The sequence below is a fragment of the Microcoleus sp. AR_TQ3_B6 genome (genome assembly GCF_036702785.1).
Taxonomy (GTDB): domain Bacteria; phylum Cyanobacteriota; class Cyanobacteriia; order Cyanobacteriales; family Microcoleaceae; genus Microcoleus.
In genome coordinates, this window is record NZ_JAUBVJ010000008.1 from 39,061 (window position 1) to 65,127 (window position 26,067).

The 26,067-nt window shown below is 46.6% G+C and carries 26 protein-coding genes; 12 read left to right on the forward strand and 14 right to left on the reverse strand.

The features are described 5' to 3' along the window. Positions 1-59: 59 nt before the first annotated feature. The 5 genes from QUB56_RS06180 to QUB56_RS06200 all read right to left on the reverse strand — a co-directional run bounded on the left by QUB56_RS06180 (position 60) and on the right by QUB56_RS06200 (position 3,558). Positions 60-842 (reverse strand): DsbA family protein, encoded by a 783-nt coding sequence (locus tag QUB56_RS06180; protein ID WP_332954098.1) that lies wholly within the window; start codon positions 840-842, stop codon positions 60-62. A gap of 788 nt (positions 843-1,630) precedes the next feature. Then, the gene (locus QUB56_RS06185) at positions 1,631-2,143 is read right to left on the reverse strand and encodes a hypothetical protein (RefSeq protein ID WP_332954100.1); all 513 of its coding nucleotides are present in this window, start codon (positions 2,141-2,143) and stop codon (positions 1,631-1,633) included. Between the two features lie 116 nt (positions 2,144-2,259). Further along, positions 2,260-2,703, reverse strand: coding sequence for a hypothetical protein (locus QUB56_RS06190; RefSeq protein WP_332954101.1), 444 nt, complete (start codon positions 2,701-2,703; stop codon positions 2,260-2,262). 78 nt (positions 2,704-2,781) lie between these two features. Then, positions 2,782-2,964 carry a CsbD family protein gene (locus tag QUB56_RS06195; protein WP_006632074.1) on the reverse strand — a complete coding sequence of 61 codons (183 nt, stop codon included), beginning with the start codon at positions 2,962-2,964 and terminating at the stop codon, positions 2,782-2,784. 387 nt (positions 2,965-3,351) lie between these two features. Continuing rightward, entirely contained in the window at positions 3,352-3,558 is a 207-nt protein-coding gene (locus QUB56_RS06200; RefSeq protein WP_332954104.1) for a hypothetical protein, read from the reverse strand. Between the two features lie 259 nt (positions 3,559-3,817). On the opposite strand from QUB56_RS06200, the gene QUB56_RS06205 reads away from it, so the two are divergent. Beyond that, positions 3,818-4,003 carry a hypothetical protein gene (locus QUB56_RS06205; protein ID WP_332954106.1) on the forward strand — a complete coding sequence of 62 codons (186 nt, stop codon included), beginning with the start codon at positions 3,818-3,820 and terminating at the stop codon, positions 4,001-4,003. A gap of 175 nt (positions 4,004-4,178) precedes the next feature. Next, positions 4,179-7,022, forward strand: a complete 2,844-nt coding sequence (gene urtA, locus QUB56_RS06210; RefSeq protein WP_332954108.1) for an urea ABC transporter substrate-binding protein — start codon at positions 4,179-4,181, stop codon at positions 7,020-7,022. A gap of 375 nt (positions 7,023-7,397) precedes the next feature. Here the strand turns inward: urtA and QUB56_RS06215 are convergent, their stop codons facing one another. Then, positions 7,398-8,090: a histidine phosphatase family protein gene (locus tag QUB56_RS06215; RefSeq protein ID WP_332954109.1), complete on the reverse strand. Its 693-nt coding sequence runs from the start codon at positions 8,088-8,090 to the stop codon at positions 7,398-7,400. A gap of 292 nt (positions 8,091-8,382) precedes the next feature. Beyond that, positions 8,383-8,865, reverse strand: a complete 483-nt coding sequence (locus QUB56_RS06220; protein ID WP_332954113.1) for a hypothetical protein — start codon at positions 8,863-8,865, stop codon at positions 8,383-8,385. 180 nt (positions 8,866-9,045) lie between these two features. On the opposite strand from QUB56_RS06220, the gene uvrB reads away from it, so the two are divergent. Genes uvrB through QUB56_RS06240 form a run of 4 tightly spaced genes read left to right on the forward strand, consistent with a single transcriptional unit; the run spans position 9,046 to position 12,014 of the window. Further along, positions 9,046-11,058: an excinuclease ABC subunit UvrB gene (gene uvrB / locus QUB56_RS06225; protein ID WP_332954115.1), complete on the forward strand. Its 2,013-nt coding sequence runs from the start codon at positions 9,046-9,048 to the stop codon at positions 11,056-11,058. Positions 11,059-11,074: 16 nt separating this feature from the next. Then, positions 11,075-11,278, forward strand: coding sequence for a DUF433 domain-containing protein (locus QUB56_RS06230; protein WP_445243316.1), 204 nt, complete (start codon positions 11,075-11,077; stop codon positions 11,276-11,278). Then, on the forward strand, positions 11,275-11,619 hold the full coding sequence (locus QUB56_RS06235; protein ID WP_332954117.1) for a DUF6883 domain-containing protein: 345 nt from the start codon (positions 11,275-11,277) through the stop codon (positions 11,617-11,619). Before QUB56_RS06230 ends, QUB56_RS06235 begins: the two co-directional genes overlap by 4 nt. Continuing rightward, positions 11,616-12,014: a DUF2281 domain-containing protein gene (locus QUB56_RS06240; RefSeq protein ID WP_332954118.1), complete on the forward strand. Its 399-nt coding sequence runs from the start codon at positions 11,616-11,618 to the stop codon at positions 12,012-12,014. The genes QUB56_RS06235 and QUB56_RS06240 overlap by 4 nt, the downstream gene beginning before the upstream one ends. Here QUB56_RS06240 and QUB56_RS06245 read toward each other — a convergent pair. The 5 genes from QUB56_RS06245 to QUB56_RS06265 all read right to left on the reverse strand — a co-directional run bounded on the left by QUB56_RS06245 (position 12,011) and on the right by QUB56_RS06265 (position 15,806). Next, on the reverse strand, positions 12,011-12,691 hold the full coding sequence (locus tag QUB56_RS06245) for a DUF433 domain-containing protein (protein WP_332954119.1): 681 nt from the start codon (positions 12,689-12,691) through the stop codon (positions 12,011-12,013). The two genes, QUB56_RS06240 and QUB56_RS06245, sit on opposite strands and share 4 nt — an antisense overlap. An 87-nt stretch (positions 12,692-12,778) precedes the next feature. After that, on the reverse strand, positions 12,779-13,114 hold the full coding sequence (locus QUB56_RS06250; RefSeq protein ID WP_332954120.1) for a hypothetical protein: 336 nt from the start codon (positions 13,112-13,114) through the stop codon (positions 12,779-12,781). 586 nt (positions 13,115-13,700) lie between these two features. Then, on the reverse strand, positions 13,701-14,228 hold the full coding sequence (locus QUB56_RS06255; protein ID WP_332954123.1) for a hypothetical protein: 528 nt from the start codon (positions 14,226-14,228) through the stop codon (positions 13,701-13,703). Between the two features lie 19 nt (positions 14,229-14,247). After that, on the reverse strand, positions 14,248-14,664 hold the full coding sequence (locus tag QUB56_RS06260) for a hypothetical protein (protein WP_332954126.1): 417 nt from the start codon (positions 14,662-14,664) through the stop codon (positions 14,248-14,250). A gap of 104 nt (positions 14,665-14,768) precedes the next feature. After that, positions 14,769-15,806 (reverse strand): NADP(H)-dependent aldo-keto reductase, encoded by a 1,038-nt coding sequence (locus QUB56_RS06265; protein WP_332954128.1) that lies wholly within the window; start codon positions 15,804-15,806, stop codon positions 14,769-14,771. A gap of 208 nt (positions 15,807-16,014) precedes the next feature. Here QUB56_RS06265 and QUB56_RS06270 point away from each other — a divergent pair, with 208 nt between their 5' ends. The 5 genes from QUB56_RS06270 to QUB56_RS06290 all read left to right on the forward strand — a co-directional run bounded on the left by QUB56_RS06270 (position 16,015) and on the right by QUB56_RS06290 (position 23,008). After that, the gene (locus QUB56_RS06270; RefSeq protein ID WP_332954129.1) at positions 16,015-17,154 is read left to right on the forward strand and encodes a DegT/DnrJ/EryC1/StrS family aminotransferase; all 1,140 of its coding nucleotides are present in this window, start codon (positions 16,015-16,017) and stop codon (positions 17,152-17,154) included. 150 nt (positions 17,155-17,304) lie between these two features. Beyond that, entirely contained in the window at positions 17,305-18,180 is an 876-nt protein-coding gene (gene crtB / locus QUB56_RS06275; RefSeq protein WP_332954228.1) for a cyanoexosortase B, read from the forward strand. After that, on the forward strand, positions 18,180-18,899 hold the full coding sequence (locus QUB56_RS06280; RefSeq protein WP_332954130.1) for a cyanoexosortase B system-associated protein: 720 nt from the start codon (positions 18,180-18,182) through the stop codon (positions 18,897-18,899). The genes crtB and QUB56_RS06280 overlap by 1 nt, the downstream gene beginning before the upstream one ends. Before the next feature lie 129 nt (positions 18,900-19,028). Then, the gene (locus QUB56_RS06285; RefSeq protein ID WP_332954131.1) at positions 19,029-20,597 is read left to right on the forward strand and encodes a polysaccharide biosynthesis/export family protein; all 1,569 of its coding nucleotides are present in this window, start codon (positions 19,029-19,031) and stop codon (positions 20,595-20,597) included. Positions 20,598-20,791: 194 nt separating this feature from the next. Beyond that, positions 20,792-23,008, forward strand: a complete 2,217-nt coding sequence (locus QUB56_RS06290; protein ID WP_332954133.1) for an AAA family ATPase — start codon at positions 20,792-20,794, stop codon at positions 23,006-23,008. A gap of 481 nt (positions 23,009-23,489) precedes the next feature. Here the strand turns inward: QUB56_RS06290 and QUB56_RS06295 are convergent, their stop codons facing one another. Beyond that, complete coding sequence (locus QUB56_RS06295; protein WP_332954134.1) at positions 23,490-23,765, reverse strand: hypothetical protein; 276 nt, start codon at positions 23,763-23,765, stop codon at positions 23,490-23,492. Further along, a complete protein-coding gene (locus QUB56_RS06300; protein WP_332954136.1) occupies positions 23,755-23,928 on the reverse strand; it encodes a hypothetical protein in 174 nt (57 codons plus the stop codon). The genes QUB56_RS06295 and QUB56_RS06300 overlap by 11 nt, the downstream gene beginning before the upstream one ends. A gap of 623 nt (positions 23,929-24,551) precedes the next feature. Here QUB56_RS06300 and lpdA point away from each other — a divergent pair. After that, complete coding sequence (lpdA, locus tag QUB56_RS06305; RefSeq protein WP_332954137.1) at positions 24,552-25,988, forward strand: dihydrolipoyl dehydrogenase; 1,437 nt, start codon at positions 24,552-24,554, stop codon at positions 25,986-25,988. Positions 25,989-26,067: the final 79 nt, after the last annotated feature.

The window sequence follows — 26,067 nt, forward strand, 5'->3', positions numbered from 1 at the left end:
TCGAGCCCCGACTTCTTTAAGAAATCGGGGCTCCGTTCTGTTTTTTCAGGTGGGCTTTCTTATTTGGAGATACTAGCGAGAATGCTTTCCATCTCAGAAAGCTCGATCGCCCCGGAGAAAGTTTGACCGTTGATAATAAAGAAGGGAGTCCCTTGAATGCCCAGTTGTTGAGCGAGTTGCACGTCTTTCTCAATAGCGGCTTCGGCAGCGGGGCTGTTGCGATCGGTGTTGAATTTATCTAATTTTAGATTGAGCTTTTGGGCGATGGATGCGTACAATGGTTCGCCTAACTGTTTCTGCCCTTCAAACAAACCGCTGTAATATTCCCAGAATTTGCCCTGCTGTTGAGCAGCCCAAGCTGCTTTAGCTGCTGGCAGCGCTTGAGGGTGAATTGAAGTCAAGGGAAAATGCTTGTAAGCTAAAGTAACTTTATCCTGGTGTTTTGCCATAAACTGCTTGACAGTATCGTAAGCGCGCGCGCAAAACGGACATTGAAAGTCAGAGAATTCTAAAAGTACAATCTGCTGCGAAGCCGATCCCGTGCTGGGAGAATCCCCGATCGCAGATTTGGGATTACTTTTCATCTCCTTCAAAAATGATTCCTGCGCTGCTTTGAGAGACTGCTGCTGCTGTTGCTGGTACGCTTGTACCGAATCTAAAATTGCTTGGGGGTTTTCGCGGATAATCTGCAAGACTTGCTCTTTCAACTTGGGATCGACTGAATTGCCAGCCGCTGACTGGGCGGGGGAACAACCGATAAATACAAGGCAACCTGCCAGCAGTGCAGCCAAGCAGAAGGCTTGCTGGCTGCGGAGTTTTCGCCAAATAGTGGATAGGTTCATCTTTTTTTTGTCATTCACTGCAACACTTAATCGTACATTTAATTTGGCGGAGTGTCAGGTATACCGAAGTTTAAGGTTGTGCCGCTATTTTTAGCTGCGACCAATAATTAGTCCTTGGCGATCGGTAATTCCTAGTCGGTAATAGGTAATGGGTGTTAATCACCCCAACAGCTACGAACCCAATAATTAAGATTTAAAGCATCGGAATTTAATATAATATTATTTCCCCTCGCAGGACCGCAATCAAAAAGGTTTGTAATCAGGACTTGAGTTTTCCAACAGCCAGTCGATTTTAGATTTTAGATTTTAGATTTAAAAATTGACTCCACAGATGAATCTGGGAGCGGGAAATTAGGTTTAAAATTTTTCGCTTATCAACAGTCAATCGATTTTAGATTTTAGATTTTAGATTTTAGATTGAACTGGTCCCGAGGTCGAGCCTCGCTATGCGATATAAGCGAGGAAGAGCCTCAATTGCGGAGGAAAATTCGAGGCACAGCCTCCTTTCTCTGCGTTATCAGGTAGAGCCTGGAAGTCAAACAACACAGTCATCAGTCATCAGTCATCAGTCATCAGTCATCAGTCATCAGTCATCAGTCAACAGTCAACAGTCAACAGTCATCAGTCAACAGTCAACAGAATTTTATGAGGACTCAAGTCCTCACTACAAAGGCGAGAGCGGTTATTTTACGGGACTAGATATAAAAGATAATAGGGCGATCGCCCGGGCGATCGTCCTTTTATTTGCTGCAGGTATTATCAGCTTTTCGGCTTTTCTGAATCCGAGACTATTTGCGGTTGTTGAGCCATTTAGCAGCAACTATTCCCAAAATACCCGCAACAACTGGATTGCCCAAAAACTTCATCAAACTCGGCTGTTCAGCCAGCACTTCTCGGAAAATATCCGGGTGAGTGTGATAGGTAAACGAGGCCAGCTTGGTAACATCGTCAGCATTCATGCGGCTAGCGTGGTGCGTAGAAAGTCCTAGCTGCTTTTCCAATTTGCGATCGTCCAATCCTCTCTTGCCCAAATGCTTGAAGAATTCCCGCGCCACGTCGTCACGTTCGTTTGGCTTAATTTGGGCGATCGCCTTTTGCAATTCCGGTTCCAACTGAGCCGGCGGGAGGGAGTCGTGATTCAGGGAACGCCCGAATAATTGTTTGCGCTGATCCGGCGAAGTTCTCTGAGCAAAATCGTCAAAATTTTCGTACTCTTCACCCGTTGTCTCGGGCATCATTTCTCGGTTTCCCTGGGCCAAATCCTTCATGATTTGACTCTTATAATTATCGCTGCTACTCATGGTAACTCTCTTCCAATCTACACAACTGTTCCGTCTCTACTTGAGATTTTTTTCCCTTCTAAAAACTGCGGAATATTAAACCGTCGCGCGGCTTTAATTTAAGCTTTCTAACCAGGTCAAGACTTGTATTCAATTTGATTTGATTGCTGGTCGTACTTAGCCGTCAAAATCAGTTTTTTGTCAGGAGCGTAAACCAAAACACTTACATCCTGATTTGGGAAATTGCGGTGAAAACCTTGTGCTAAAGATTTTGCCAAATCTTTCACTTCTGTAGGGCGAACTTGCGGGGTAATTACAACTCCCAATTTATTATTGTCGCGCACGTAAGCATCCTGAACCAGGCCCTGAGCCGTCAATGTTACCCATTTACCAAAATCTTCACCTGCGGCGGTATTGCCACGTTCTAGCTGCGCGTAATTACTCTGACTGCCACCAATTGCTACAGGTACATTACTAGGTTTTTGGGCTGAAACGCTGGGCGCGCAGGCAGTAGTAACGACCAGCATTAATACCAATAGTACGCCTGCAATTATTTTTCGGCTCTGCTGCAATAAACTCACCTTTTTTTCCTCCGTTCAGAAAACATTTGGAATACTTGAAAGGGTCAGGTTGCTCGACCCTCTCAATTAGTATTAGGCTTAGTCTAGTTTCTTTTTGAGCTCATCTTTTACATCCTCGATCGCGTGACCCGCTTCAGCTTTTGCCTGCTTGGCTTTGCCTTCTGCTTTATCCTTCGGGTCGCCAGTAACATTGCCTAGGGCTTCTTGAGCAGCGCCTGCGATGTTGTTGCCAGTTGCCTTTGCTCTATCTTCAGTGCTCATGGGTTTCTCCCTATCTGTATCTAATCAGACATTTTTTACTTAATAAACTCATCATAGGAAACTAGGAGCTGCGTTGCACTCTACCTCTAGGAATAAGAAATGAAGAAAAAATGAAGATGGCAGATGGAAAAGTTATTTTTCACTCTGGGACGGACTGCGACTTTCATACTTACCGGATTTTTTTACCGTTTTTGCTGGCTGCAATGAAGTATTTCTGTGAAAAAACTGGTGGATGGTCATCCCTGCGTTCCAGGCAGTTTTTTTAACACCAAAAATAATTTAAAATTATAAATTTTTATTTAATTCTGCTTTCTACCTTGTGCCTTCAAAAGGCGAGTGTGGGCAAGACCGCATCTTACCCACACCCTCAAAAAAATCCTATTAGTTTTAATCAACCTTCTGATGACATTCTGTATCTACTTTCTGCTGAAGTTCTGCTTTCAACTGTTCAACAGCCCGCATAGTTTGCTCGTCTTTTTGTTTGTGATCGCCGAGGGCTTTTTCTGTTTCCTCTGCCAGCAATGCTTCCTTTGATTTTGGTAGGCTTACTTGATTCTCGCTGCCAGTGTGGGTCGCGTTTTCTTCAATACTCATTTGTCTTGACGCTCATTGTTGGTTAAATTTAGTTTTAACACGGCTAGTTAGAAGCTAACCTTATACTTATAATAACGCCAATAACGAAGCCTTTCCTCTGCCTGAAGATAGATAGGAACTGGGCAATATTTATTACTTTTAAAGTAAGAGAAATTAGGGAGACTTCCATCGGCAGGGATAAAGATAGGGCAAAGGAAGAGGGGGAGAGGGGGAGAGAGGGAGAGGAGGGGAGAGGAAGAAGCCCGGATTTCGACTTGTTATGGCTTTAAAACTTGCCTCTTGCTTGCCCTCAATTTCTCAATTGTCAAAAACCTACCCTGGAGAGGGAGAGCGGGGGGGAGAATTTTTCTGCGGCGCGATCGCAAGAAGTACCTTCAGTCGTTTGTTTGACAAGGCTGTTTCGACATCGGTAAAAGATGAAGAAAGAAATAGACGACAGGTTTAGTGCAGACTTAAGTCAGATGTAGCAGTTTAACCGTTAAAATCAACAGGGTGCAGCAATTTCCAGGTTTTGTGGCGATCGGGTTAAATAATCTGCTAAACAAGAGTTAACCTCAAGGCTAACTTCCTACAGGATCGAACTAAAAATTCTGTTATTAGTAAAAATTACCTAAAACCCTATGGGCGCAAGGAGCAGTAACCCCCTCGAAGCAGCAGGCCCGATTCGCGAGCCGATCAAAATAGGCGTGCTGCATTCACTGACGGGCACGATGTCCATCAGCGAAATTTCTGTAAAAGATGCGACGCTGTTGGCTGTTGAGGAAATTAATGCGGCGGGAGGGGTACTCGGACGCCCCTTGGAAGCCGTTATAGAAGATGGAGCTAGCGATTTGCAGACTTTTGCTCAAAAAGCTAAGCAATTGCTCCTAGAAGCTCAGGTGGCGGTGGTATTTGGCTGTTGGACTTCGGCGAGCCGCAAAGCTGTACAGCCGGCTTTCGAGCACAACAGCGGGTTGCTGTTCTATCCGGTGCAGTATGAAGGGCTAGAACAGTGTCGGAATATTTTCTACACTGGTGCTGCCCCGAACCAACAGATTGTGCCTGGGGTAAATTACTTGCTGGCACAGGGGAAACGGAAAATTTTCCTGTTGGGTTCGGACTATATCTTTCCCCGGACGGCAAATCAGATTGTGAAAGCTCAACTGGCGGCACTGGGGGGAGAGTTGGCGGGGGAAGTGTATCTGCCGCTCGGTTCTAAGGAAGTGGGCGAGGCGATCGCTGATATCTTAGCAGTGAAACCGGATGCTATTCTCAACACTCTCAACGGCGACAGCAATGTGGCTTTTTTCCTTCATCTGCGGGAAACTGGCTTGAAACCCGAGGATTTGCCGGTGATGTCGGTCAGCGTAGCAGAAGAGGAAGTGCGGACGATCGGGCCGTCCAATATTGCCGGACATTTGGTGGTTTGGAACTATTTTCAAACGGTGGATACACCGGAAAATCGTAAATTTGTCAAGGCTTATAAAGCTAGATACGGGCAAGATCGAGTCACGGATGACCCGATCGAAGCTGCTTATTTGGGCGTTTACCTGTGGAAGCAAGCAGTAGAAAAAGCTGGTTCGACAGATGTTGTTAAAGTCAGGGCGGCTGCTAAAAATATTGAGTTTGCAGCGCCCTCGGGCAAGGTAAAAATAGATGCCCAAACGCAGCATACCTGGAAAACAGTGCGGATTGGTAAGGTGAGGTTGGACGGTCAAATTGAGGAGATTTGGAATTCGGGCGCACCGGTGCGGCCAGATCCTTTTCTCAAGAGCTATCCTTGGGCGGCGGCTCTTGCTCCGAGGCGGATGTCTCTGGGAACAGGGGCTTCTTTGATCGGGCTGTTTGTCATCTCGGTAGTGATAACTTGGATGGCGGTGGGAGCCGGGTGGATGGGTTCTGTGGAGATGAAGAACTATTTGCTGACAATAGACGCTGCCTCAGATCCGGCGGCGGGGGTTTCTGAGGCAGCAATCGCGATGCTAGTGCAGCAAACTCTGGCAGTGGTAAGCCGCACTCAGCACTGGCTGCTGGGGGCTTTGGTTTTGAGTGCGATCGCGGGGATAGTGGGTTTTGTGTCGGTGTCGGCAATTATTCGGAATCTCGGTTTGCTGCGGGAAACTGCTGAACTGATGGCAAGCGGTGATTTGACGGCTCGATCGCCTGTTGTTTCTAATGACGCGATCGGGGTGCTATCTTCTACTCTCAATACAATGGCTCAGCAAATTAGCAGTTTGCTCAGCGGTTTGGAAGTACGGCAGCGGCAGCTAGAGGAACGATCGGCCGAATTGGAAGTCACCAAGAATGCTGCCGAAGCTGCCAACCGGGCGAAAAGCTCATTTTTGGCAAATATGACTCACGAGTTGCGGACGCCCTTGAATGCGATTATCGGCTACAGCGAGCTGCTGCAAGAAGAGGCTCTGGAACTCGGCGAAGAAGAGTTTGTGATGGATTTGGCAAGCATTAATATCGCAGGCAAGCAGTTGCTCAACATTATTAGTGACATCCTGGATATTTCTAAAATTGAAGCAGGAAAGATGACTCTTTTCTTGGAGACTTTTGAGGTGTTGAATTTGATCGAGCAGGTTGTCGCTACTGTTCAACCCATGGTAGGGAAAAATGGCAACACTTTGATCGTCAATTGCGATCGCAATATTGGCACGATCTACGCTGATTTGTCGAAGTTGCGCCAAGCGCTGTTGAATTTGGTGAGCAATGCTGCTAAGTTTACCGATCGAGGCAAAATTACGATTAATGTTTGGAAGGAACAAGGGGAAGTTTGGCCTCTCGACAATTCCGAAGATTTCTCGGCAGCTCGTTCTCAGTGTCAAATGCCTTCGATCGTGTTTCAAGTCACCGATACCGGCATCGGCATGACTGAGGATCAGGTGTCGAGGCTGTTCGGAGCTTTCGCCCAAGCGGACGATTCTACTACCCGCAGATACGGCGGCACCGGTTTGGGGCTGACAATTAGCCGGAAGTTTTGCCAGATGATGGGCGGGGACATTACGCTTGAGAGCAAGTTTGATTGCGGTTCTACTTTTACGATCAGGTTGCCGGTGGTGGTGGAAAGCCAGAAAGAAGAAAAAGAGGTGCGATCGAAAGGGCTGGATCTGCCCGCTGATGCTACAGTCTTAGTGATTGACGACGATCCAGACGCGCGGGATTTGATGACCCGCTGCTTGTCGAAACAGGGATTTAGGGTGCGATCGTCGGCTTGCGGTGAAGGGGGGCTGCTGTTGGCTAAGCAGTTGCAGCCAGACGCGATTATTCTGGACGTGATGATGCCGAGTATGGACGGCTGGGCGGTGCTGTCGGCGTTGAAAGCCGATCCGGATTTAGCTGATATTCCGGTGATTATGATAACTTTTTTGGACGACAAAAATCATGGTTTGAAATTGGGAGCGGCGGAGTATTTGAGGAAGCCTTTGGACTACAAGCGTTTTGCTGCTTTATTGAGCAAATATCAGAGTCTCGGGAAGTAGTTATCAAAAATTTGGGTTTAAAACCCTGTCCTTCTAGGACGGCTTTAATTTCTTAAAACTTCTTTCAAAAAGTCCAGTAAGTTCCTATATTTGTCATATACTATAAAAGCCAAGGTTGAATTCCTTTACCATCGTCAAACAGTAATCATATCAATTATGGTTACACGAGCAATATCTGGTTGACTGTTAACTGTTGGCTATTGACTAAAATTATGCTTTCGGGCTTTGCTGAATCACGGTATGAAAATAGAGAAGTTGGAAATTCCGAGGATGTTCTGACGCGCTTGTGTCATTTTTTGTAGATGGAGTCGTTCATACCATAAATCAGCAACGCCTCTCTGGCGTTGGTTGGGCCATGGTTCCAGTGAATGTAGGTTACGAGGGTTGATCGCCTGCATCACTCGCCACAGTTGCATCGGGTGCTAGCGATTCTAGCTCTGGTGGCAGATGATTGGTGATGAAGGAACTCCAATGAGGTATCCCACCTGAATCAAATTCCATCTGCAAAATTGACGCATTCGGTACTGGAAAGCCTCGCGAAAATCCCAAAAGCCGATTCATGGCAACGCCATCAATTACCGTTGGGTTAGCCAAAATCTGCCACAGCATTGCTTTGATAAAAAATCCATGTGAAAAGACAACTACAAAACCGGATTGTTGTTGTAACTGGTTGAGGAAAGTTCGGACTCGTTCCATCAGTTGGACCAAGGATTCGGCGTTGGGTCCATCGACATATTCAGGGTCGCAGCGGTCCCAGTAAGCTTTGCTCAAAGGTTTGCGAGCCTGGGTTGTGGTTGGTTGGTCGAGCTGTAGGCCCAGATAGGTAAATTCCTGAACTTGCCAAACCTCAACGGGTGTATGTGGAAATTGTTCAATCAATGGTTGAGCAGTGAGTTGTGTTCTCAGATAAGGTGAAGTCACAATCAAGTCTGGAGTTTGTTGAACGGCGGTTGGAATACATTTTGATTGTCGATCGCCCAATTCACTTAAGGCATTTTCATGGGGCCCAATAGTTGCCAACCCTGCATTGGATTGACTTTGACCGTGACGAATAATCCAAATAGACACAGTTTGATATTCCCTCTCATTTACGGTAAAAATCACTTCTAGGGTGTTGCTGAATCACGGGATGAAAATAGATAAGTTGGAAGTTCCGAAGATGTTCTGACGCGCTTGTTTCATTTTTTGCAGATTGAGTTCTACCATAAATCAGCAACGGTGATTGTTAAAATTGGCAGGGTTAAATAAATCACTTGAGACGATTCAATTGGTCGAGTGCATTCCCCAAGAAATTCTGTAAAAATGTTTCATTAGTCATTAGTTAACAGCGAAAGACTAATAACTAATGACCAATGACTAATTAATCTAAGAAGCCCATTAATGTCGAGCTATCGTCAATTTCGTTTGAGGCAATAGGGCGGTTTCCTCCCATTGTGGAGTAAACTTCATCAATGTGCAGATTGCTGATGGCAATAGGGCGGGCACCGGACATACTGAACATTTCGCTGACTTGCATGGCGCTAGAGCCGATCGGGCGATTGCCGAGTGTAGCAACCACTTCAAAGTCGCTGGATTCGACCGGGCGATTGCCTACAATGCCGTAGGTTTCGCTGATGTGCAGGGTGCTAATGCCGATCGGGCGGTCCCCCGAGATCGAGACGATCTCGCTGATGGTAAAATCGTCTGGCCCCACGGGGCGGTTGTCATGCAGGTGTGGCGGCTGATAAAGTTGAATTCCTGTTGCTTTGGCATCCGTGGGTTCTGTCGCTTGGCTTTTGGAACCTCCTTTGCCGCGGCGGGCGATCGCTTTGCCTTTGCCTGTACCTGTGCTCCTCGTATCCATAATTCTTTTCCTCGTTTATTGCTGTTGATTGCTGGGTTCGGACAACTGCTTTTGTGAGCTTTCTGCTTTCTATTTCGGCCGATAATTAAAATAATATTACAAACTCTAACTATTTTCTTAAAGAAATTGCCGAAGCTCGGCATTTTTGTTAAGATTTATGGGTAATAGCTACATTTTCCTATGGTAACTGCGGCAGCATCTTTTCAATTGCAAGCGCCCTTCCAGCCCACAGGCGACCAACCGCTAGCGATCGAGCAACTCGTCAAAGGCATCGAAGCGGGCGATCGATTTCAAACCTTACTCGGCGCCACAGGTACGGGCAAAACCTTCTCCATTGCCTCGGTGATTGAAAAAGTTGGCAGACCGACCTTAGTCCTAGCACACAACAAAACCCTGGCAGCCCAACTGTGTAACGAACTGCGAAATTTTTTCCCGAACAATGCAGTCGAATACTTTGTCAGTTATTACGACTACTACCAACCTGAAGCATACATCGCCGTCACGGATACTTTCATTGAGAAGACGGCAGCAATTAACGACGAGATAGATATGCTGCGGCACTCAGCGACGCGATCGCTCTTTGAACGCCGCGACGTAATTGTAGTTGCTTCAATTAGCTGCATCTACGGTTTGGGAATGCCCGCAGAATACCTGAAAGCATCTATCCCTTTGCGAGTAGGAATGCAAGTCAACCAGCGGCAAGTTTTGCGAGATTTAGTGAACGTCCAATACAGCCGCAACGATATAGATTTAGGCAGAGGCAAATTTCGCGTCAAAGGCGATGTTTTGGAAATCGGCCCCGCTTACGAAGATAGAATTATTCGCGTTGAATTCTTCGGCGACGAAATCGATGCGATTCGCTACGTTGACCCGGTAACAGGTAAAATCCTGCAAAGTTCAACGGCTTTAAATATCTATCCAGCGCGCCACTTTGTCACTGCAGAAGATAAATTAGAGGCAGCTTGCCAAGGAATAGAACTCGAATTAGAAGACCGACTGGCAGAATTTGAAAAAGAGGGTAAACTATTAGAAGCTCAGCGGTTGGAACAGCGCACGCGCTACGATTTGGAAATGCTGCGCGAGGTGGGTTACTGCAACGGAGTAGAGAATTATTCGCGGCATTTAGCTGGGAGAAAGGCCGGGGAACCGCCAGAATGTTTGATTGATTATTTCCCCAAAGATTGGATGTTAGTGATAGATGAATCTCACGTCACAGTGCCGCAAATTCGGGGGATGTACAACGGCGACCAAGCTCGCAAAAAAGTATTGATCGAACACGGTTTTCGCTTGCCGAGCGCGGCAGATAACCGCCCTTTAAAAGCCGAGGAATTCTGGGCAAAAGAGAATCAGTGCATCTTTGTTTCTGCAACGCCTGGGGATTGGGAAATGGAGCTATCTGAAGGCAGAGTTGCAGAGCAAGTTATTCGCCCTACCGGAGTAATAGACCCGACAATTTTTGTGCGCCCGACGCAAGGACAAATTGATGATTTGTTGGGGGAAGTGAAGGAGAGAGTAAGTCGGGACGAGCGAGTGTTGGTGACGACTTTAACGAAGCGGATGGCGGAAGATTTAACCGAATATTTGCAGGAAAGGGCGATTAGAGTGCGGTATTTGCACTCGGAAATTCAGTCGATTCAACGCATCGAAATTATCCAAGATTTGCAGGATGGTAAGTTTGATGTGTTGGTTGGTGTTAACTTGCTGCGGGAAGGTTTGGATTTGCCGGAAGTTTCGCTGGTGGTAATTTTGGATGCGGATAAAGAGGGGTTTTTGCGCTCGGGACGTTCGTTGATTCAAACGATTGGAAGGGCGGCGCGGCACGTTCAGGGACAGGCTATTCTGTACGCGGATAATTTGACGGATAGTATGGTTAAGGCGATCGACGAAACGGACCGGCGCCGGGGGATTCAGCTAGCGTACAATAAGATGCACGGGATTACGCCGCAGCCGATCGCGAAAAAGCGATCGAGCAATGCGATTTTGGCATTTTTGGATGTGTCGCGCAAGCTGAATTCTCAGCAGTTGGAGGAGGTTTACGAACAGGTAAACGAGTTATCTTTGGATGAGATTCCTCAGTTAATCGGGCGGTTGGAAGCGCAGATGAAGGCGGCGGCTAAGAAGTTGGAGTTTGAGGAGGCGGGTAAATTGCGCGATCGGATCAAGCATTTGCGGGATAAGCTATTGGGACATTAAGGAAGAGTGGGAGGATATGATGTTCGCTCGCATTACCTTCGATCCAAAAATTATGGGAGGAAGAGCTTGCATTCGAGGAATGCGAATTACTGTGTCTTTGGTAGTGAGTTTAGTAGCAAATGGGATGAGTGTAAAGGAAATCTTGGCAGCTTATCCCTATTTGGAAGCTGAGGATATTAAGGCTAGTCTCCAGTATCAACTCTCAACCTCAATGCTATGAATGCACCCACTCGTTTAGAGTTTCCCATTGCTAAGGCGCAATATCTCTTTAGCAGTGCCACGGAAGCAGGAGTAGGCGGAGATAAGCAGAAATTCTGGCGGGAGGTGATGGGGTTTGAGTCACCGGAGGAGATTCGAGACGCAATTATAGCCCAAATCTCGCTAGAATTGTTACAGCCAGTCGCACAGAATGCCTATGGAAAACGCTACCAAGCTATTATTTTAGTTACAGGGCGATCGGGGGTATCTTGGCAAATACGTACAGGCTGGATTGTTTTATCTGGTGAAGATATTGCTAGATTTGTTACCGCATTTCCTCAACGCTTTGGGAGACAGCAATGAGCAAATTTCAGTTATTGGATGCAGTGACTTTAACCGAAGGAGTCGCCCTCGCTGATGGCGAGATTGCACCGCCACAAACAGCCGGGACAATTGTTGAGGTTTTCAAGAACGGTGAAGCTTATTTAGTAGAATTATTTGGGGGATGGGTGAAAGCAGAAGTTGGCGGGGATTTTGTGCCTGCAACTGAGGATGAACCGGGCGCATTTATGGAAACGATTGGTGTTGAAACAGTTTATCCGCATCAGTTGCAATTAGTAAAATCTGCTGATGAAATGATGGGAGTTCGAGAGCGTTTACAGTCTGTTTTGGATAATTTATCTGACGAGTTAGTGGCTGAAGTTTGCGATTTTGCGGAGTTTTTGCAGGAAAAACAGCAAAAAGTGCGATCGCATTAGGTAGCTGACTCACAAATTTTCTCTACCTTTTTATTGCCAAGGTCGCTCGGGTTTGTTTCTTGAATCCGCCACGCAGCATAGGCTAGAACTTCTTTAAAGTCTTCTTCTTCAAGTTCTGGATAAGTTTGGCGTATTTCTGCTGTCGAATAGTGAGACGCCATCATTGAGATGATAGTTTCAACAGTTATGGGTAAGTTGCGAATGCAAGGTTTTCCCGCCATGAATTGTGAATCGGAGGTAATTCTAGTAAATTGCTGGATATCTTCTTTGCTATTCGTTGCACTTTCATTGTCCAGAATTACCATTCCAACTCCCGGAATAAAACGCACAGGCTTTGTGCCTTCGAGGGGGTCTACATCTCCCCAATCATAGGGGGGAATTTCATTATCGACGAGGTAAAGTTGACGCCAAGGCGATTTTGCCAATGCTTCCTCGGAAACGTCAGGAAAAAATATTAGCACTTCTGCGATACTAACTGGAAAACCATTGAGTTTGCTCAAGCCATCTATAATGGCGGCTAGGACGGATAAGTCTAGATGGTTGAGGTTTTCTGCTTTTTCGATCAGTTGGTATACGGTTTCAGGATTGAGTGTTTCGCCGACAGCTTCGACTAAGTTTTCGGGGGTGAAACCTCGACATTTTAAGTATTCGGCTAGTTGTAAGCGAATTGTACTCATGGGTTTAGTTGAGAAAGATTTTAGGGTGAAGTGCGATCGCCCTTTACCATTGTCCTATTTTTTGGATGGGAAGGGCGATCGGACTTTTTACCAGATTCCTAGCCTTTGGGCTGATTCGCGATCGTCACAATCTGCATTTGATGAACCATCGTTATCCCAGGCATTAGGCTGCCAATCACGTTCGCGACATTGTTTTTTACAAAATTCTAGCTCTTGTTGCCGTTCCAGGTCTTTTTGCTCAAAGGATTTTATAGTTTTATCCTTTGCTTCGTTTTCCTCAAGCAGACGGCGGTACGCTTCCGCCAAAGCGCGGTACGACTCCGCCAAAGCACGGTTCGACTCGGCTAAAGCAGAGAGGGTTTTCTTAGTCTGCCGAAGGTTGGTGTACAACGACTCGCATTGTGGAGTATAATTATGGGACATATATTTCAAAAGTTACGTTAACTTGTGGTGGTCTGAAGTTGAGATGTCAAACCACCGTGAGTTTGCTAGCTAAAGCAAGGCCTCTGTCTGAATCGTTACTTCAGCCGGGCCTTTTCCGTATCAGATATGATTTGCTATTGCAAAAACTACAAGACATTAAAGCGTTGTCTTTCTTACACTTGACAATGTGAGGAAGTTTTGTTTGAGCTTGTATTTTAAGAATTTAACATTCGCTCGGTGAATTGTCAAGCGAAAAATAAGACCGTTTGTTTTCTTTATTACGGAGATTTAAACATCCGATTGCCGACATTCGATGCCGATTTAATCTAATACGCTTGAATAACCGCATATACGGGGCTATGGGTAAAGTGGATGCCAACTCAACTCAATTTGCCGACATCCGATGCCGCTTTAATCTAATAGGCTTGAATAGCGCAGTCTACCGGGCTATGGTAAAATGGATGCCACAATCAACCTAAATCTCTATTAAGAATTGAAACCTGAGTGAATTGATTGCGGGCAGATAGGGCAAGGGTTTCAGAAATATTAAAAAAAGACCGATCGCCCAAAACACCACCCGAACCAACTACTTGCCTAATACCACAGCATCCGTACTGCTAGCAAAAGCCGGACGAATAAATTCCTCCTTCTCTTCCAGCGTGATGTAACCCTTATCTACAGCTAGCTGCATCACTTCCTCAAGAAAACCTCTCAGCGCATCTAATACTTGAGTGCGATCGAACTCAAAATGCTTTTCCCAGCCAGAAGTTCCAAACTTTCTCAAAGTACAGCTAATGCGATCGTCTGTGGGTACTAACTTGATAGTTAGCGTACAACTTTCAGCAAAATCTATTTCTATTGGCTTACCTTGTGACAGTTTCCTAATTTGTTCAGGCAGATTATCGTCCAAAATCATACAGATATCAGGATCTAAAAATACCTGTATTCTCTCATCACCTATTTCTAGTAAAACTCTATGATCGTACTCAAAACAAAAACGCCGGATAGCCATTTCAAAATGAGTAAGTTCTCCCAATGGATCTTCAGGAGGATCTGCGTAATTTTCTAAAAAACGTTCTCCTAATTGAAAATTAAACTTTTGACTGTTATTCATACTCGCTCCTCCTATGTAATTATGAAAAATTTGAACTCTTTACTACAGGATAACCGTACTTCAATGTGCCGTCAGGCTTTCTTTTTATTTTCGCGCAAGTAACACTCTCGGTTATCGTTCCATCAGGATGGTAAACTCTACCGATGGCACGTTGAAAATCAATGATATATTTACCGGAATATTTGGGTATCAATTTCTCGGCATTTACCCAATCATCAGGATTTAACCACTGTCCTTGATCCTTGTTGGTGCTTGTCGATCTTCCCATAAGTTCATGGGGTTTAAGTTGGGGGCCGTGATGACGAGCAATATGGTCGTAAGCTTTTATTGATTTAGGATTGTTCCATTGGGGTTCTGTTCCTCTACCTCTCCATTCACAGCCGCTGCCAACTTCTACGCTTGAGTCTATTATATCCTGTTCTATAATTTCTGCCACTTTGGTATTTTTTTTATTGGTACAACATACATAATATAAAAAAGTGGTAAGTTGGGCGAAGTGAAACGTAGGGTTCGTTACCTCAACCCAACCTACTAATAAACTTACGGTGTCGGATTCGGATACTTAGCGTGTACCGCATTGATTTCCGCTACGATCTCCTTATCCAAATTCACCTCCAAACTACCAATATTTTCTTCCAACTGTTCGAGACTTGTTGCACCGATAATTGTGCTAGTTACAAACCAGCGCGATCGCACATACGCCAAAGCCATCTGCGCCGGACTTATCCCATGTTTCCCCGCAATCTCAACATACGCTTTCACCGCATCATTCAGATTAGTTTTATCGTAACGCTGACCAAATCCAGCGAATAAAGCCAACCTAGAATTTTCGGGAATTCCATTCAAGTATTTACCCGTTAACAGCCCAAACCCCAAAGGACTGTAAGCCATCAATCCCACATTCTTAAAACGGCAAGTTTCTGCTAAATTTAGGTGAAACGTCCGATTGGTCAAACTGAAAGCATTCTGAATCGAAACAACCTTCGGCAAACCGTGTTTTTGGGCCAACGTGCAAAACTCGCAAACTCCCCAAGGCGTCTCATTACTCAAACCCAAATAGCGGATTTTCCCAGCTTTAATTAAATCACCAAATACCTCTAACTGTTCCAAAATCGGCACTGTTTCGCGTTCTTGGGCGATGTCGTAATCCGGCGCGCCAAATAAGGGCACGTAGCGATCGGGCCAGTGGATCTGATAGAGGTCGATGTAGTCAGTTTGCAAGCGCTTCAGGCTGTCATTCAGGGCTTTTTCGACATTTGGGCGATCGATCTGATTTTTCCCTTCCCGAATCCACTTGAATCGAGTGCTTCTGCCCGTCACTTTAGTCGCTATAATGACTTTATCCCGCTGCTGATTCGCCAACCATTCGCCGATATATTCCTCTGTTTTTCCCTGAGTTTCCCGTTTTCCAGGGACGGGATACATTTCTGCCGTATCGATAAAGTTGATTCCTCTATCGATCGCCAAATCGAGCTGCTGGGCTGCTTCTGCAACGGTGTTCTGCTGGCCGTAAGTCATCGTACCCAAACAAATTTCAGATACTGATAAGTCGCTGTCGCCGAGTTTTTTGTATTCCATGATTGCGATTGGTTGCTGCAAAATTCTCTAATTCTATATTACTTAAAAAAAACCTTTAGTTGCTGAATACTAAAAAAGTAAGTGAAGGGCTGCTATTTGGTAAAAGATCTCCCTTTTCTCTCTTTTACTCTGCGCCCTCTGCGGTTAAAAAATTTTAAAAGCTATTTGCCCTTAAATGTTAGTATAAAAAATTATGCCCCGAGAGTTTATGAGTAACCGCCCGCCCAAAGTTCCGTTTGTAAATTTCTCCCTGCAACACCAACCAATCCAATCCCAAATAGCAGAAGCAATTAGAAAAATTATCCAGGAAGGAGACTTTATTTTAGGCCAAGCACTCGCGGAATTTGAAACAGCATTTGCAGCAGCTTCTGGAGTAAAATACGGCGTAGGAGTGGCTTGCGGAACAGATGCGATCGCTCTGGGACTCCAAGCTTGCGGCATTAATCCGGGCGACGAAATTATCATACCCGCTAACACTTTTATCGCCACCGCGATCGCCGTCCTCCAAGCCAAAGCTATACCTATTCTTGTAGATTGCGACCCGGAAACCGCCCTGATTGACCTCACAGCAGCCTCCACAGCAGTTACCTCGAAAACTAAAGCAATTATTCCCGTACACCTCTACGGTCAAATGGTATCGCCCGGGCAGCTTTTAGATTTTGCGAACCGCCACGATTTAATCATATTTGAAGATGCCGCCCAAGCGCACTTAGGCCACAGAGAAGGATACCGCGCGGGTTCCATTGGTAAAGCAGCAGCATTCAGCTTTTATCCCAGCAAAAACCTCGGTTCTTTTGGCGACGGCGGGATGTTAATTACTAACGATGCAAAGGTTGCAGACAAAATGCGAACTCTCCGCAATTACGGAGCACTGAGTAAATATTTACACACAGACATCGGGACAAACAGCCGTCTCGACAATTTGCAAGCCGCCGTGCTCAACGTTAAATTGCCTTACTTAGAAAAATGGAATCGCGATCGCACCGCCGCCGCCCAATACTACGATACTCTACTAGAACCCCTGAAACACAAAGGCATTGTACCGATCGCCAACCACAGTAACAGCGGTCACATTTATCACCTCTATGTAATCCAGATTACTGAGAAAAGCTCGCTCGACCGCAACACCCTTCAGGAAAAACTCGCCCAACACGGCATTCAAACAGGTATACACTATCCCGTACCTTGTCACCTGCAACCCGCCTACCAAAACTTAGGCAATCGGGGCGACTTCCCCCACGCAGAAACCCTGTGCCAACAAATTTTATCATTGCCAATTTATCCCGGATTGAGCAATACTCAGATTGAGGAGGTAGTTGGGGCGATCGCACTATCATTGAATTGCTAATTGTTCATCAAATTTATGCTGCAAGTATTTCAAGCAGTAGGGTGCGGTTCTCAAAGCGTTTTTGTGGAGAATTAACAAATCTTTAACTCACAGTTCAAAACCGCTTTCGCGTTGCGAATCCAGCGCGGCCATCTCAAAACTTCTCAAACCATGCACATCCAGCGCAGAATTCGCATTGTTTTCAAGCGATACCTCCTGGGGGAAGGTATCACGGTACTCCTTGTGCTGCTGTACGCCCCCCTGCTAGTACACTGGTACGACGGCTGGTTGAACAAAAACATCAGCCTCGAACACGAATATTTCAGCCACGGACTAATTGGTTTGCCCTACTCCGCTTATATTGCTTGGACGAACCGAAAGTGCTGGCGCCGCTTGCCCAACTCACCGCATCCTTTGGGAGGCTTTTTGCTGGTACTAGGGACGCTTTTTTATCTGAGTCGCTTGAGCGACTTAGTAAATTTATCCCTGCCAGTAATGCTAGCCAGTATTTGCTTATCTTTAAAAGGAATTCCCGGCTTGCAATTGCAGGCGACGCCGCTTTTATTCGTATTTCTTGCCTCACCAAACCACATTCCTTACCTCATAGAACCCTACGCCTTGCCGTTGCAGCGCTTCATTGCTGAAACATCAGGCTTGATATTAGTTAATGTTGGTCTCAACGTGAGAGTGGAAGAAATTTATCTGTACGTAAACGATCGCATTGTAGAAGTTGCTCCGCACTGTGCAGGCTTTAAAATGCTGTTTACCAGTCTTTACGTCAGCTTAATTCTGCTGGATTGGACGGGAGTTTGGAGTTCCCGCAAAAGAAGCATTTTGTTTTTACTGAGTACATCTATTATTAGCATTAGTTCCAACATTTTCCGCAACACTTTGCTAACTTACTTTCACGGAACCGACAGAGAAGGGCTTTTTACTTGGCTGCACGCCGGATGGGGCGGAGACTTGTATTCTGCTTGTATACTAGGCTTATTGGTGCTTCTCCTCAACGGTGTAGAAAAGTATTTCCCAAGCCAGTCTGGCAATTAATGAAACAGATGATTTCAGCACGGAAATTACTGCGGCGGTATCAATTATCTAAAATTATGGTACTGGTATTTTTGCTGGTATTGGTTGGGGCAGTAGCAATTCCCGGCTACGCGACGGGAAGGTGGCCTTGGACAAACCCGCCACCACTTGCCAACCTCAATCAATTAAGAAGTTTGCGCCAAAAGGGGATGATAATTCCCGGATGGGAGGTGAGCCGCGTCCAGAATAACGTCCAAATTGGCGGTCACAGATGGTTAGTTGAAGAAATTAAAAACGATCGAACAATTGCCCTTTTATTGCTGTTGCCTCAAAATAGCCCCAAAAACCAGCCCCAACTAGAATGGCTAGATATCGATGGATTTCATCGGTGGCAAACAGATTCTCATCGCACTTTGAGGTTTACAGTTAAATTAGGGTCAATACCTGACCAGCCACCGCCTACGGTCGAGGCCCGGTTTTTCCGAAGCTGGACTCCCCAACAAACTTTTGCTGTCCTGCAGTGGTACGCTTGGCCTAACGGGGGTTCTCCAACAACCAGCCGCTGGTTTTGGGAAGACAGTATTGCTAGACTGTGGAACCGCCGCGCCTCTTGGGTCGCTGTCAGTATCATCGTTCCCATTCAACCGCAGGGCGACATTAAAATAGCTCAACCATTGCTCGAATCTCTCGGCAAAATTGTTCAGGCTAAATTAATTGCAGAAACTTTTCGGTTTGAGTAAGTAGGTAGGTGCAAATAAATCGGGCTACGGGGTGGGCGGGTTTTGCCACAATAAACTGCCTCTTAGTAAATATCCGGCTTGAACCCGCCGCTACAATATCTTATTGTTTTTTCGCGCCGCTTTACTGAGATGAAACTTAAAATTCAGCTAATTATTCAAAATATTTGTGTTTTTAATTCTCCCAAAATGCAAGTAAAATCCACAATTAAAAATCGCGTCGCTGTTTTTTTAGCAGGCTTGTATTCAACTGCTTGGACTCTATCTTTTGCTGCTGTATTCTGGGGCTTTAACAGCAAAAATTTTTCGGAAACGGCTTTAGCTCAATCTGTTGTTCCAAGAGACGATCGGCTCGTGCTACCACCGCCACCGCCGCCTGCCAATTTCAACCAGGAAATTAACCCAGCTTTTCGGAATCGGCCCTACCGCCTGGGCCCGGGAGACCAGATTTCTATTCAAGTTCAGCGCTTCCCAGAGCTAAATTTTACAGGTCCAATCAGCCCTGAAGGGGTAATTGTACTGCCGCTAATCGGAACAGTAAATGTGCGCGGTCTCACAGTCGAAGAATCACAGCAGCGCCTCCGGGAGCGATTTTCCCAATTTATCAAAAATCCTCAAGTCTCGGCTGCTTTGCTGCTTGGGCGCCCTGTAGTGGTGACGGTGACGGGGGAAGTGGCGAGACCGGGTTTTTATCCGCTGCAAACCCCTCAGCTTCCGGCGGCTCTGGCGGCTGCTGCTGGGACTACTCCGGAGGCCGAACTGCGGGCGGTGCGGGTGCGGCGGACTCTGCCTTCCGGTGCTGTCGCCGAGCAAATTGTTGATATTTTGACGCCGCTGCAAACTGGTATTGCTGGGCCGGATTTGCGTTTGGAAGATGGAGATGCGATCGTCGTACCGTATAAACAGGTTATGCCCGTGAGCAAGTCCGATCGAGATTTAGCATCTAGGTACAGCCTAGCTGCTGCCGCTGTCCCCGTCCAAATCACTGTCACCGGAGAAGTCAGCAAACCTGGTTTTTACACGCTTCCGGCGGGTTCTGGTCTAATTTCGGCTGCTTTGGCGGTTGCGGGGGGAGTCACGGGAAAAGCCGATTTGCGGGCGGTGCGAGTGCGACGGACTACGGTGGACGGTTCGTCGGTGGAGGAACCAATCGACCTCTACACTCCCCTAGCAAAGGCTAACGATTTGTTCGATTTTCCTTTGGCATCGGGAGATGTGATTGTCATCCCGGAATTGGATCCTACTACCAAAAACCTAGACTATGACAAAGCTCTGGTGGCGCGGTCTACCCTGATTAAGCCCAGGATCTACGTTCGAGTTTTGAGTTACGCTAGTGGTGGTTTGACCTCGTTCTACCTAGAAAATGGCAGCAAGTTTTTGGATGCTCTCAACAACTTGCCTGTTAACCTTGCTGACTTGCGGAAAATAGCCCTGATTCGGTTCGACGAAAAGCAAGGTAGAGCAATCAACCGTTCGATAGATGCTAAAGCTGCTTTGGAGGGTAATGTTTCTCAGAACCCGATGCTCGAAGATAATGATGTAATTGTGATTGGTAGGAATCTGGTTGAGCGCATTGGTTATGTAATCAATACTTTTACTCGACCCTTCCGCGATTCTTTGGGATTTATTCTGTTCTTTGAGCAGTTAAGAAATGGGGTGACAAATCTGTTCGGGCCGTCACCTAATAATAATGGTAGGTAGTTATACCATTTTTGATTGGCGATTTTCGATTGGTAATGACTTATGACTACCAGGGTGGAAAGCTTGCTTAAAGTTGCATTATTTTACTGGCAGCAGTAGTTATTAGTCATTAGTCATGAGTGATGAGTTATGAATGATCTTTAAAAATTAGCAAGCTAACATCTAAAATCTAAAATCTAAAATCTAAAATCGTCATGACTTTATCCGTTGTTAAACGTTATTTAATTGCTTTCGACCAATACAAGTGGGTGGGACTGGCTACTCTCGCGGTGACTGTGGGCGTGTCCGGAGTAGTGGCTTTGCAGCCAACTCCGCCGCCAGTTTACGTTGCAGCAGGTACGCTGGCCTACCGCAGACCGAGCGTGATTTTTTCATCGACTACTACTAAAATTCAACAGGAAGGACAAGAAATAACTAAAGATATGCTGCTGGATAGAAGGGTGGTTGAAGCAGCAGCGAAAAAAGTAAAGGTTTCTGCTAAAAAGCTGGCAGCAAACGTCCAGGTAAAGATGCCCAGTAAAAATAATGAGGGCAGCGGTTTGATTCAAGTATTGTACAAAAATGCCGATCGCAAAAAAGCAGAAGCGGTACTAGAGGCGCTGATGAAGGAAATGGTGGCCCGCAGCCACACTATTAATACTTCTAGACTGCGAGAAACGATCGCCCAAATTAACCAGCGCTTGCCGAAAGTAACTCAGGAACTCAGAGACACGGAAGCACAACTTGAAGCCTACGAAAAACGAGAAGCAACTTCAATTTTAGCAGCTCAGAGTGGTGTACTGCCGCAAGCGATTACCAACAGCCAACAGCAGCAGCGGCAACTCCGCGTGCAGTTGGGAGGAATTGAAGCTCAAATTAACAGTTTGCAGGAGCGTTTGGGATTGAATGTGGATCAAGCTTACGTCGCTCAAGCACTCTCTGCCGATCCAATTATTGCGCAACTGCGAGTGCAATTGTTTTCGCTCGAATCTCAGCTCAAAATTCTCCGCAGCGACTTGCAGGAGGAACACCCAAAGATTGTAGAATTGGTCAAACAAAAACAAGTTTTTGAGCAGCAGTTGCAGGAGCGACAGTCGGAGGTGCTCGGCGGTAACGGGGTGGCGGCTCCGCTCAGAAGTGCCGATCGAATTCGGGTAGACTCTTCTTTAGACCCGGTCAGACAGCAGTTAGCTCAAAGTTTGATTGCTTTGCAAACCCAGCGGGATACTGTGCAGCAGCAACTCAAAGGAATCGAAAAAACTGAACAAGAATTGCGGCGGGAACACGCGACAATCCCCAACAAGCAGTTAGAACAAGCGCGGTTGGCCCAGCAAGTGGCGCTGAAAAAATCTCTCTACGATAAGATGCAGTCGGCTTTGGTAGATGCTCAGGCGGCGGTAGCTGAGACAACAGGAAGTTTGGCAATCGCCCAACTTCCCAAAACAGATGACGTTGAGTCAAACAAGAGAGGTTTGATCGTGATGCTGGCGGTGGGGGGATTTGTGGGATTGCTGCTGGGCGGCGGGTTGATATTTTTGTTGGGGATGCTCAACGGCAAGTTTTACAGTTGGGAAGAAGTGCGGGCGGCTTTGGTGGAAAAAGAGGTGCCGATACTGGGAGTTTTGCCTCAAGTGACGGTGTTTGATTCCTACGGGGATCAAATGCCGCTCGTCCTGGAGGCAAATTCTCCCTATTTGGAATTTTACGAGCGGTTGCGCAGTAATTTGCGCCGGATCGGGGACAAACCGGTGAAGGTGGTGCTGCTGACTTCGGCGACTCGTTTGGAGGGGAAAACTTTTAGCGCTTACAATTTGGCCATTGCGTCGGCTCGATCGGGTAAGCGGACTTTGTTAATTGAAGCAGATTTGCGATCGGCTTCTAATGTTGAATCTTTGAAAATCGCCGCTGATCCTCTGGCGGCGGTGGAACCTTTGCACTATTACGGCAATATCAGCGAGTGCGTCCTTTTGGTTCCAGAGGTAGAGAACCTATACGTCGTGCCGAGTCCGGGCTTTTTGCTGCAGGCCTCTGCGGTACTCGAATCGAGCGAAATGCGGAGATTGTTTGAGGATGTGCGCAACCGCTTTGATTTTGTGGTTGTGGATTCTCCGGCGTTGAGCGAGTGCAACGACGCCCTGACGCTGGAACCGTACACGGACGGTATGATTTTGGTAGCGCGGCCTGGTTACACTTTGTCTAGTATGTTGTCTGAGGCTGCCGATCAGTTGCTGGAATCTGACGAGGAGGAGTCCCATAAATCTGGGCTGCAGTTGTTGGGAGCGATTATTAACGGTGCTGATATTGCGGTGAAGTTCCGCAACCATATTGATGAATTGGAGTTGCCTTTGAGTGCGATTGACGATCGGGCGATCGAAGTGGGAGCGAGGCAATTACCGCAGCAGTCAAAGCCTAAAAACAAGGCTATTAAATAGTAAATTGAGCTAATTTATGTGCCTTGATTCTTCTAAAGCAATCCTCAACCCAATGTGAATATTTTGTAGGTGCAACCTAAGCAGCTTAAGCCGAAAGCACCGTTAACAGGCAGTCGATTTTAGATTTTAGATTTTAGATTTTAGAATCGACTCCAGAAATGAACCTGGGAGGCTGAACTTTGGTCTAACATTTTGCGCTCGGGGCGGCTCCTGTCTTCAAGCAAGTATCAGTTTTTGGGCGAGTTCAACACTCAACAGCCAGTCGATTTTAGATTTTAGATTTTAGATTTTAGATTGAAAAATTGACTCCACAGATGAATCTGGGAGCTGGAAATTAGGTGTAAAATTTTTCGCTTGTCAACAGTCATCCGTCAACAGTCATCCGTCAACAGTCAACAGTCAACCGTCAACAGTCAACCGTTAACAGTCATCAGTCAACAGTCAACCGTTAACAGTCATTACTTGAAAATGTGTCATCGCACTATTGATTGGATTCCGGGCGTTTCTGGCGTTTGCTCTGGATAAACTGTTCCAAATCGGCGATCGCATCTTCAAAATCCGCCAAATTAATTTTCGCAGGTCTAGCCTGCTTCGGCGGACTCGAAGACTGACTCGAAGGCTTAGCTTGAGGCGGCCGAGACTGAGGTTCTGCCGCTGGACTGCTGCTCGATTCTATATAATCAAACAATTCATCCAGGGACTGAAAAAATGATTGAGCCGAGGCCCGGCGTAAATTTTTCTGGTCGTCATCTATCATAAGCCACTCCATAGACTCTAAAAGTTGCCAACAAACTCTGCCCGCCTCCGGCGCGTGCAGACATGAAAACCCGACTAAAACAAGCAGGCGGACACACTTTAACCGGATGGTGGAATGCCTGCTGCTGAACTTGCTGTCCCAATATAAAAGCTGCTGCGCGCATTGGCAGCCTTTAAAGTATATTTAACTTTACACCCGCCTACTGAGTGATGTGAGACTTGGTGCAGACCCTGCTCAAAATTATCGGAAAATTGGCTTTGAAACCCCGTCCTTTTAGGACGGCTTTACATTAATTTGAATCCCCGGACGGGGTGGAGGGGTACGGTTGCCCCTCCGTCGGGATATGGTTGTCCCGTTCTCCTTTCGGAGTAAAGTTAGCACGCGCCTTTGTTTTAAGAGCTTGTTAGGCCCAAAGCACTATCTCAGTGACCTTAAGATTGTTTAACTCTCAGCGACAGAGCTCTTGACTAGCTACGCATCCGCCTGGTGTCGTGACTCAAAAAACGTAGTCCGCGAAGGACTTAAGCTGGTCAGGATGGCTTTCTAGATTTCTCTTTCAAGCCTTATGCCTTTAGGCTAAGGTTCCTGACTGACTCTGAAAAAATCTTAGTTACGCCTCTTTCGTTGTCTAATTAACCCTAGTCTAGTCGAGAATAAGGAGACAGGACTTGCGCAACTATTACCGCTGTTCAAGGGTTGCGATGGCAACGCGCCAGCTCGAAAGGACGGACATACGGTGTTTTTTGCTTGAGTCCTAAGATTTCACAGGCATTAGGAGATTTTAAGGTGACTCAGGGATTTGATTACGATTTAGCAATTATCGGCGCTGGGGTGGGCGGACACGGGGCGGCCATACACGCGGTTAGCTGCGGGCTGAAAGTGGCAATTATCGAAGCGGGCGATATGGGGGGGACTTGCGTCAACCGCGGCTGCATTCCCTCTAAGGCGCTGTTGGCGGCTTCCGGACGGGTGCGAGATTTGCGGAATGCCCACCACCTCAAGACTTTGGGAATTCAATTGGGGAGTGTGGATTTCGATCGCGGGGCGATCGCGAATCACGCTAACACTATTGTTAGCAAACTTCGCGGCGACTTGACCAACAGCCTCAAACGTTTGGGCGTCGATACTATCCAAGGTTGGGGCAAAATCGCCGGTTCTCAAAAAATTACGATCGAAACCGATAAAGGCGAGAAAACTATTACTGCCAAGGATATTATTCTCGCTCCCGGTTCGGTTCCCTTCGTCCCCCCCGGGATAGAAATTGACGGCAAAACTGTATTTACCAGCGACGATGCTGTGAGGTTGGAATCGCTGCCGAAGTGGATCGCAATTATTGGCAGTGGCTATATCGGTTTGGAGTTTTCGGATATTTACACGGCCTTGGGCTGCGAAATTACGATGATTGAAGCTCTAGACCAATTGATGCCGACTTTTGACCCGGATATTGCTAAGTTGGCAGAACGAGTGTTAATTGCACCGCGCGATATTGAAACAAAGGTTGGGTTGTTGGCTAAGAAGATTATTCCCGGTTCGCCGGTAATTATTGAATTAGCTGATTTCAAAACTAAGGAAGTTGTGGAAGTTTTGGAAGTTGATGCTTGTTTGGTAGCAACTGGTCGGGTTCCGGTGAGCAAGAATTTGGGGTTAGAAACTGTTGGCGTGGAAACGATGCGCGGTTATATCCCTGTTAACGATAAGATGCAGGTTTTGGCGGCGGGAGAACCGGTGCAAAATTTGTGGGCGATCGGCGATGTTAACGGCAAGATGATGTTAGCGCATTCTGCGTCTGCTCAGGGAATTGCCGCAGTAGAAAATATTTGTGGCCGTCCCCGCGAAGTTGACTATTTGAGTATCCCGGCGGCGGCTTTTACTCACCCGGAAATTAGCTATGTGGGGATGACGGAACCTGCGGCGAAGGAGTTGGGGAAAGCTGAAGGGTTTGAGGTAGCTTCTGTCAAGACTTATTTTAAGGGAAATTCTAAGGCTATTGCTGAAGGGGAAACCGACGGTACGGCTAAGGTGATTTTCCGGAAAGATACTGGGGAGTTGTTGGGAGTTCACATTTTCGGTTTGCACGCTTCGGATTTGATTCAGGAGGCGGCAAATGCGATCGCCCAGCGCGATTCTGTGAACAATTTAGCATTCCGAGTGCACACTCACCCGACGCTTTCGGAAGTGTTGGATGAGGCGTTTAAACGGGCGGCTGGAGCGGGTAGTCATTAATCTGTAGGGGCGGTGCTCTTGTTTTACAGTCTTGGACGCACTCCACGCAAAGAAACCGGGTTTTTTACCTAATCTGTGG

Coding starts and splice junctions, on each gene's coding strand:
- QUB56_RS06230 (WP_445243316.1), top strand. CDS start 11,075: ATGATGTTCGCTCGCATTACCTTCGATCCAAAAATTATGGGAGGAAGA.
- QUB56_RS06195 (WP_006632074.1), bottom strand. CDS start 2,964: ATGAGCACTGAAGATAGAGCAAAGGCAACTGGCAACAACATCGCAGGC.
- QUB56_RS06295 (WP_332954134.1), bottom strand. CDS start 23,765: ATGATAGATGACGACCAGAAAAATTTACGCCGGGCCTCGGCTCAATCA.
- urtA (WP_332954108.1), top strand. CDS start 4,179: ATGGGCGCAAGGAGCAGTAACCCCCTCGAAGCAGCAGGCCCGATTCGC.
- uvrB (WP_332954115.1), top strand. CDS start 9,046: ATGGTAACTGCGGCAGCATCTTTTCAATTGCAAGCGCCCTTCCAGCCC.
- QUB56_RS06245 (WP_332954119.1), bottom strand. CDS start 12,691: ATGAGTACAATTCGCTTACAACTAGCCGAATACTTAAAATGTCGAGGT.
- QUB56_RS06180 (WP_332954098.1), bottom strand. CDS start 842: ATGAACCTATCCACTATTTGGCGAAAACTCCGCAGCCAGCAAGCCTTC.
- QUB56_RS06235 (WP_332954117.1), top strand. CDS start 11,275: ATGAATGCACCCACTCGTTTAGAGTTTCCCATTGCTAAGGCGCAATAT.
- QUB56_RS06185 (WP_332954100.1), bottom strand. CDS start 2,143: ATGAGTAGCAGCGATAATTATAAGAGTCAAATCATGAAGGATTTGGCC.
- QUB56_RS06280 (WP_332954130.1), top strand. CDS start 18,180: ATGAAACAGATGATTTCAGCACGGAAATTACTGCGGCGGTATCAATTA.
- QUB56_RS06265 (WP_332954128.1), bottom strand. CDS start 15,806: ATGGAATACAAAAAACTCGGCGACAGCGACTTATCAGTATCTGAAATT.
- QUB56_RS06285 (WP_332954131.1), top strand. CDS start 19,029: ATGAAACTTAAAATTCAGCTAATTATTCAAAATATTTGTGTTTTTAAT.
- QUB56_RS06240 (WP_332954118.1), top strand. CDS start 11,616: ATGAGCAAATTTCAGTTATTGGATGCAGTGACTTTAACCGAAGGAGTC.
- QUB56_RS06250 (WP_332954120.1), bottom strand. CDS start 13,114: ATGTCCCATAATTATACTCCACAATGCGAGTCGTTGTACACCAACCTT.
- QUB56_RS06255 (WP_332954123.1), bottom strand. CDS start 14,228: ATGAATAACAGTCAAAAGTTTAATTTTCAATTAGGAGAACGTTTTTTA.
- crtB (WP_332954228.1), top strand. CDS start 17,305: ATGCACATCCAGCGCAGAATTCGCATTGTTTTCAAGCGATACCTCCTG.
- QUB56_RS06290 (WP_332954133.1), top strand. CDS start 20,792: ATGACTTTATCCGTTGTTAAACGTTATTTAATTGCTTTCGACCAATAC.
- QUB56_RS06220 (WP_332954113.1), bottom strand. CDS start 8,865: ATGGATACGAGGAGCACAGGTACAGGCAAAGGCAAAGCGATCGCCCGC.
- QUB56_RS06300 (WP_332954136.1), bottom strand. CDS start 23,928: ATGCGCGCAGCAGCTTTTATATTGGGACAGCAAGTTCAGCAGCAGGCA.
- QUB56_RS06270 (WP_332954129.1), top strand. CDS start 16,015: ATGAGTAACCGCCCGCCCAAAGTTCCGTTTGTAAATTTCTCCCTGCAA.
- QUB56_RS06200 (WP_332954104.1), bottom strand. CDS start 3,558: ATGAGTATTGAAGAAAACGCGACCCACACTGGCAGCGAGAATCAAGTA.
- QUB56_RS06205 (WP_332954106.1), top strand. CDS start 3,818: ATGGCTTTAAAACTTGCCTCTTGCTTGCCCTCAATTTCTCAATTGTCA.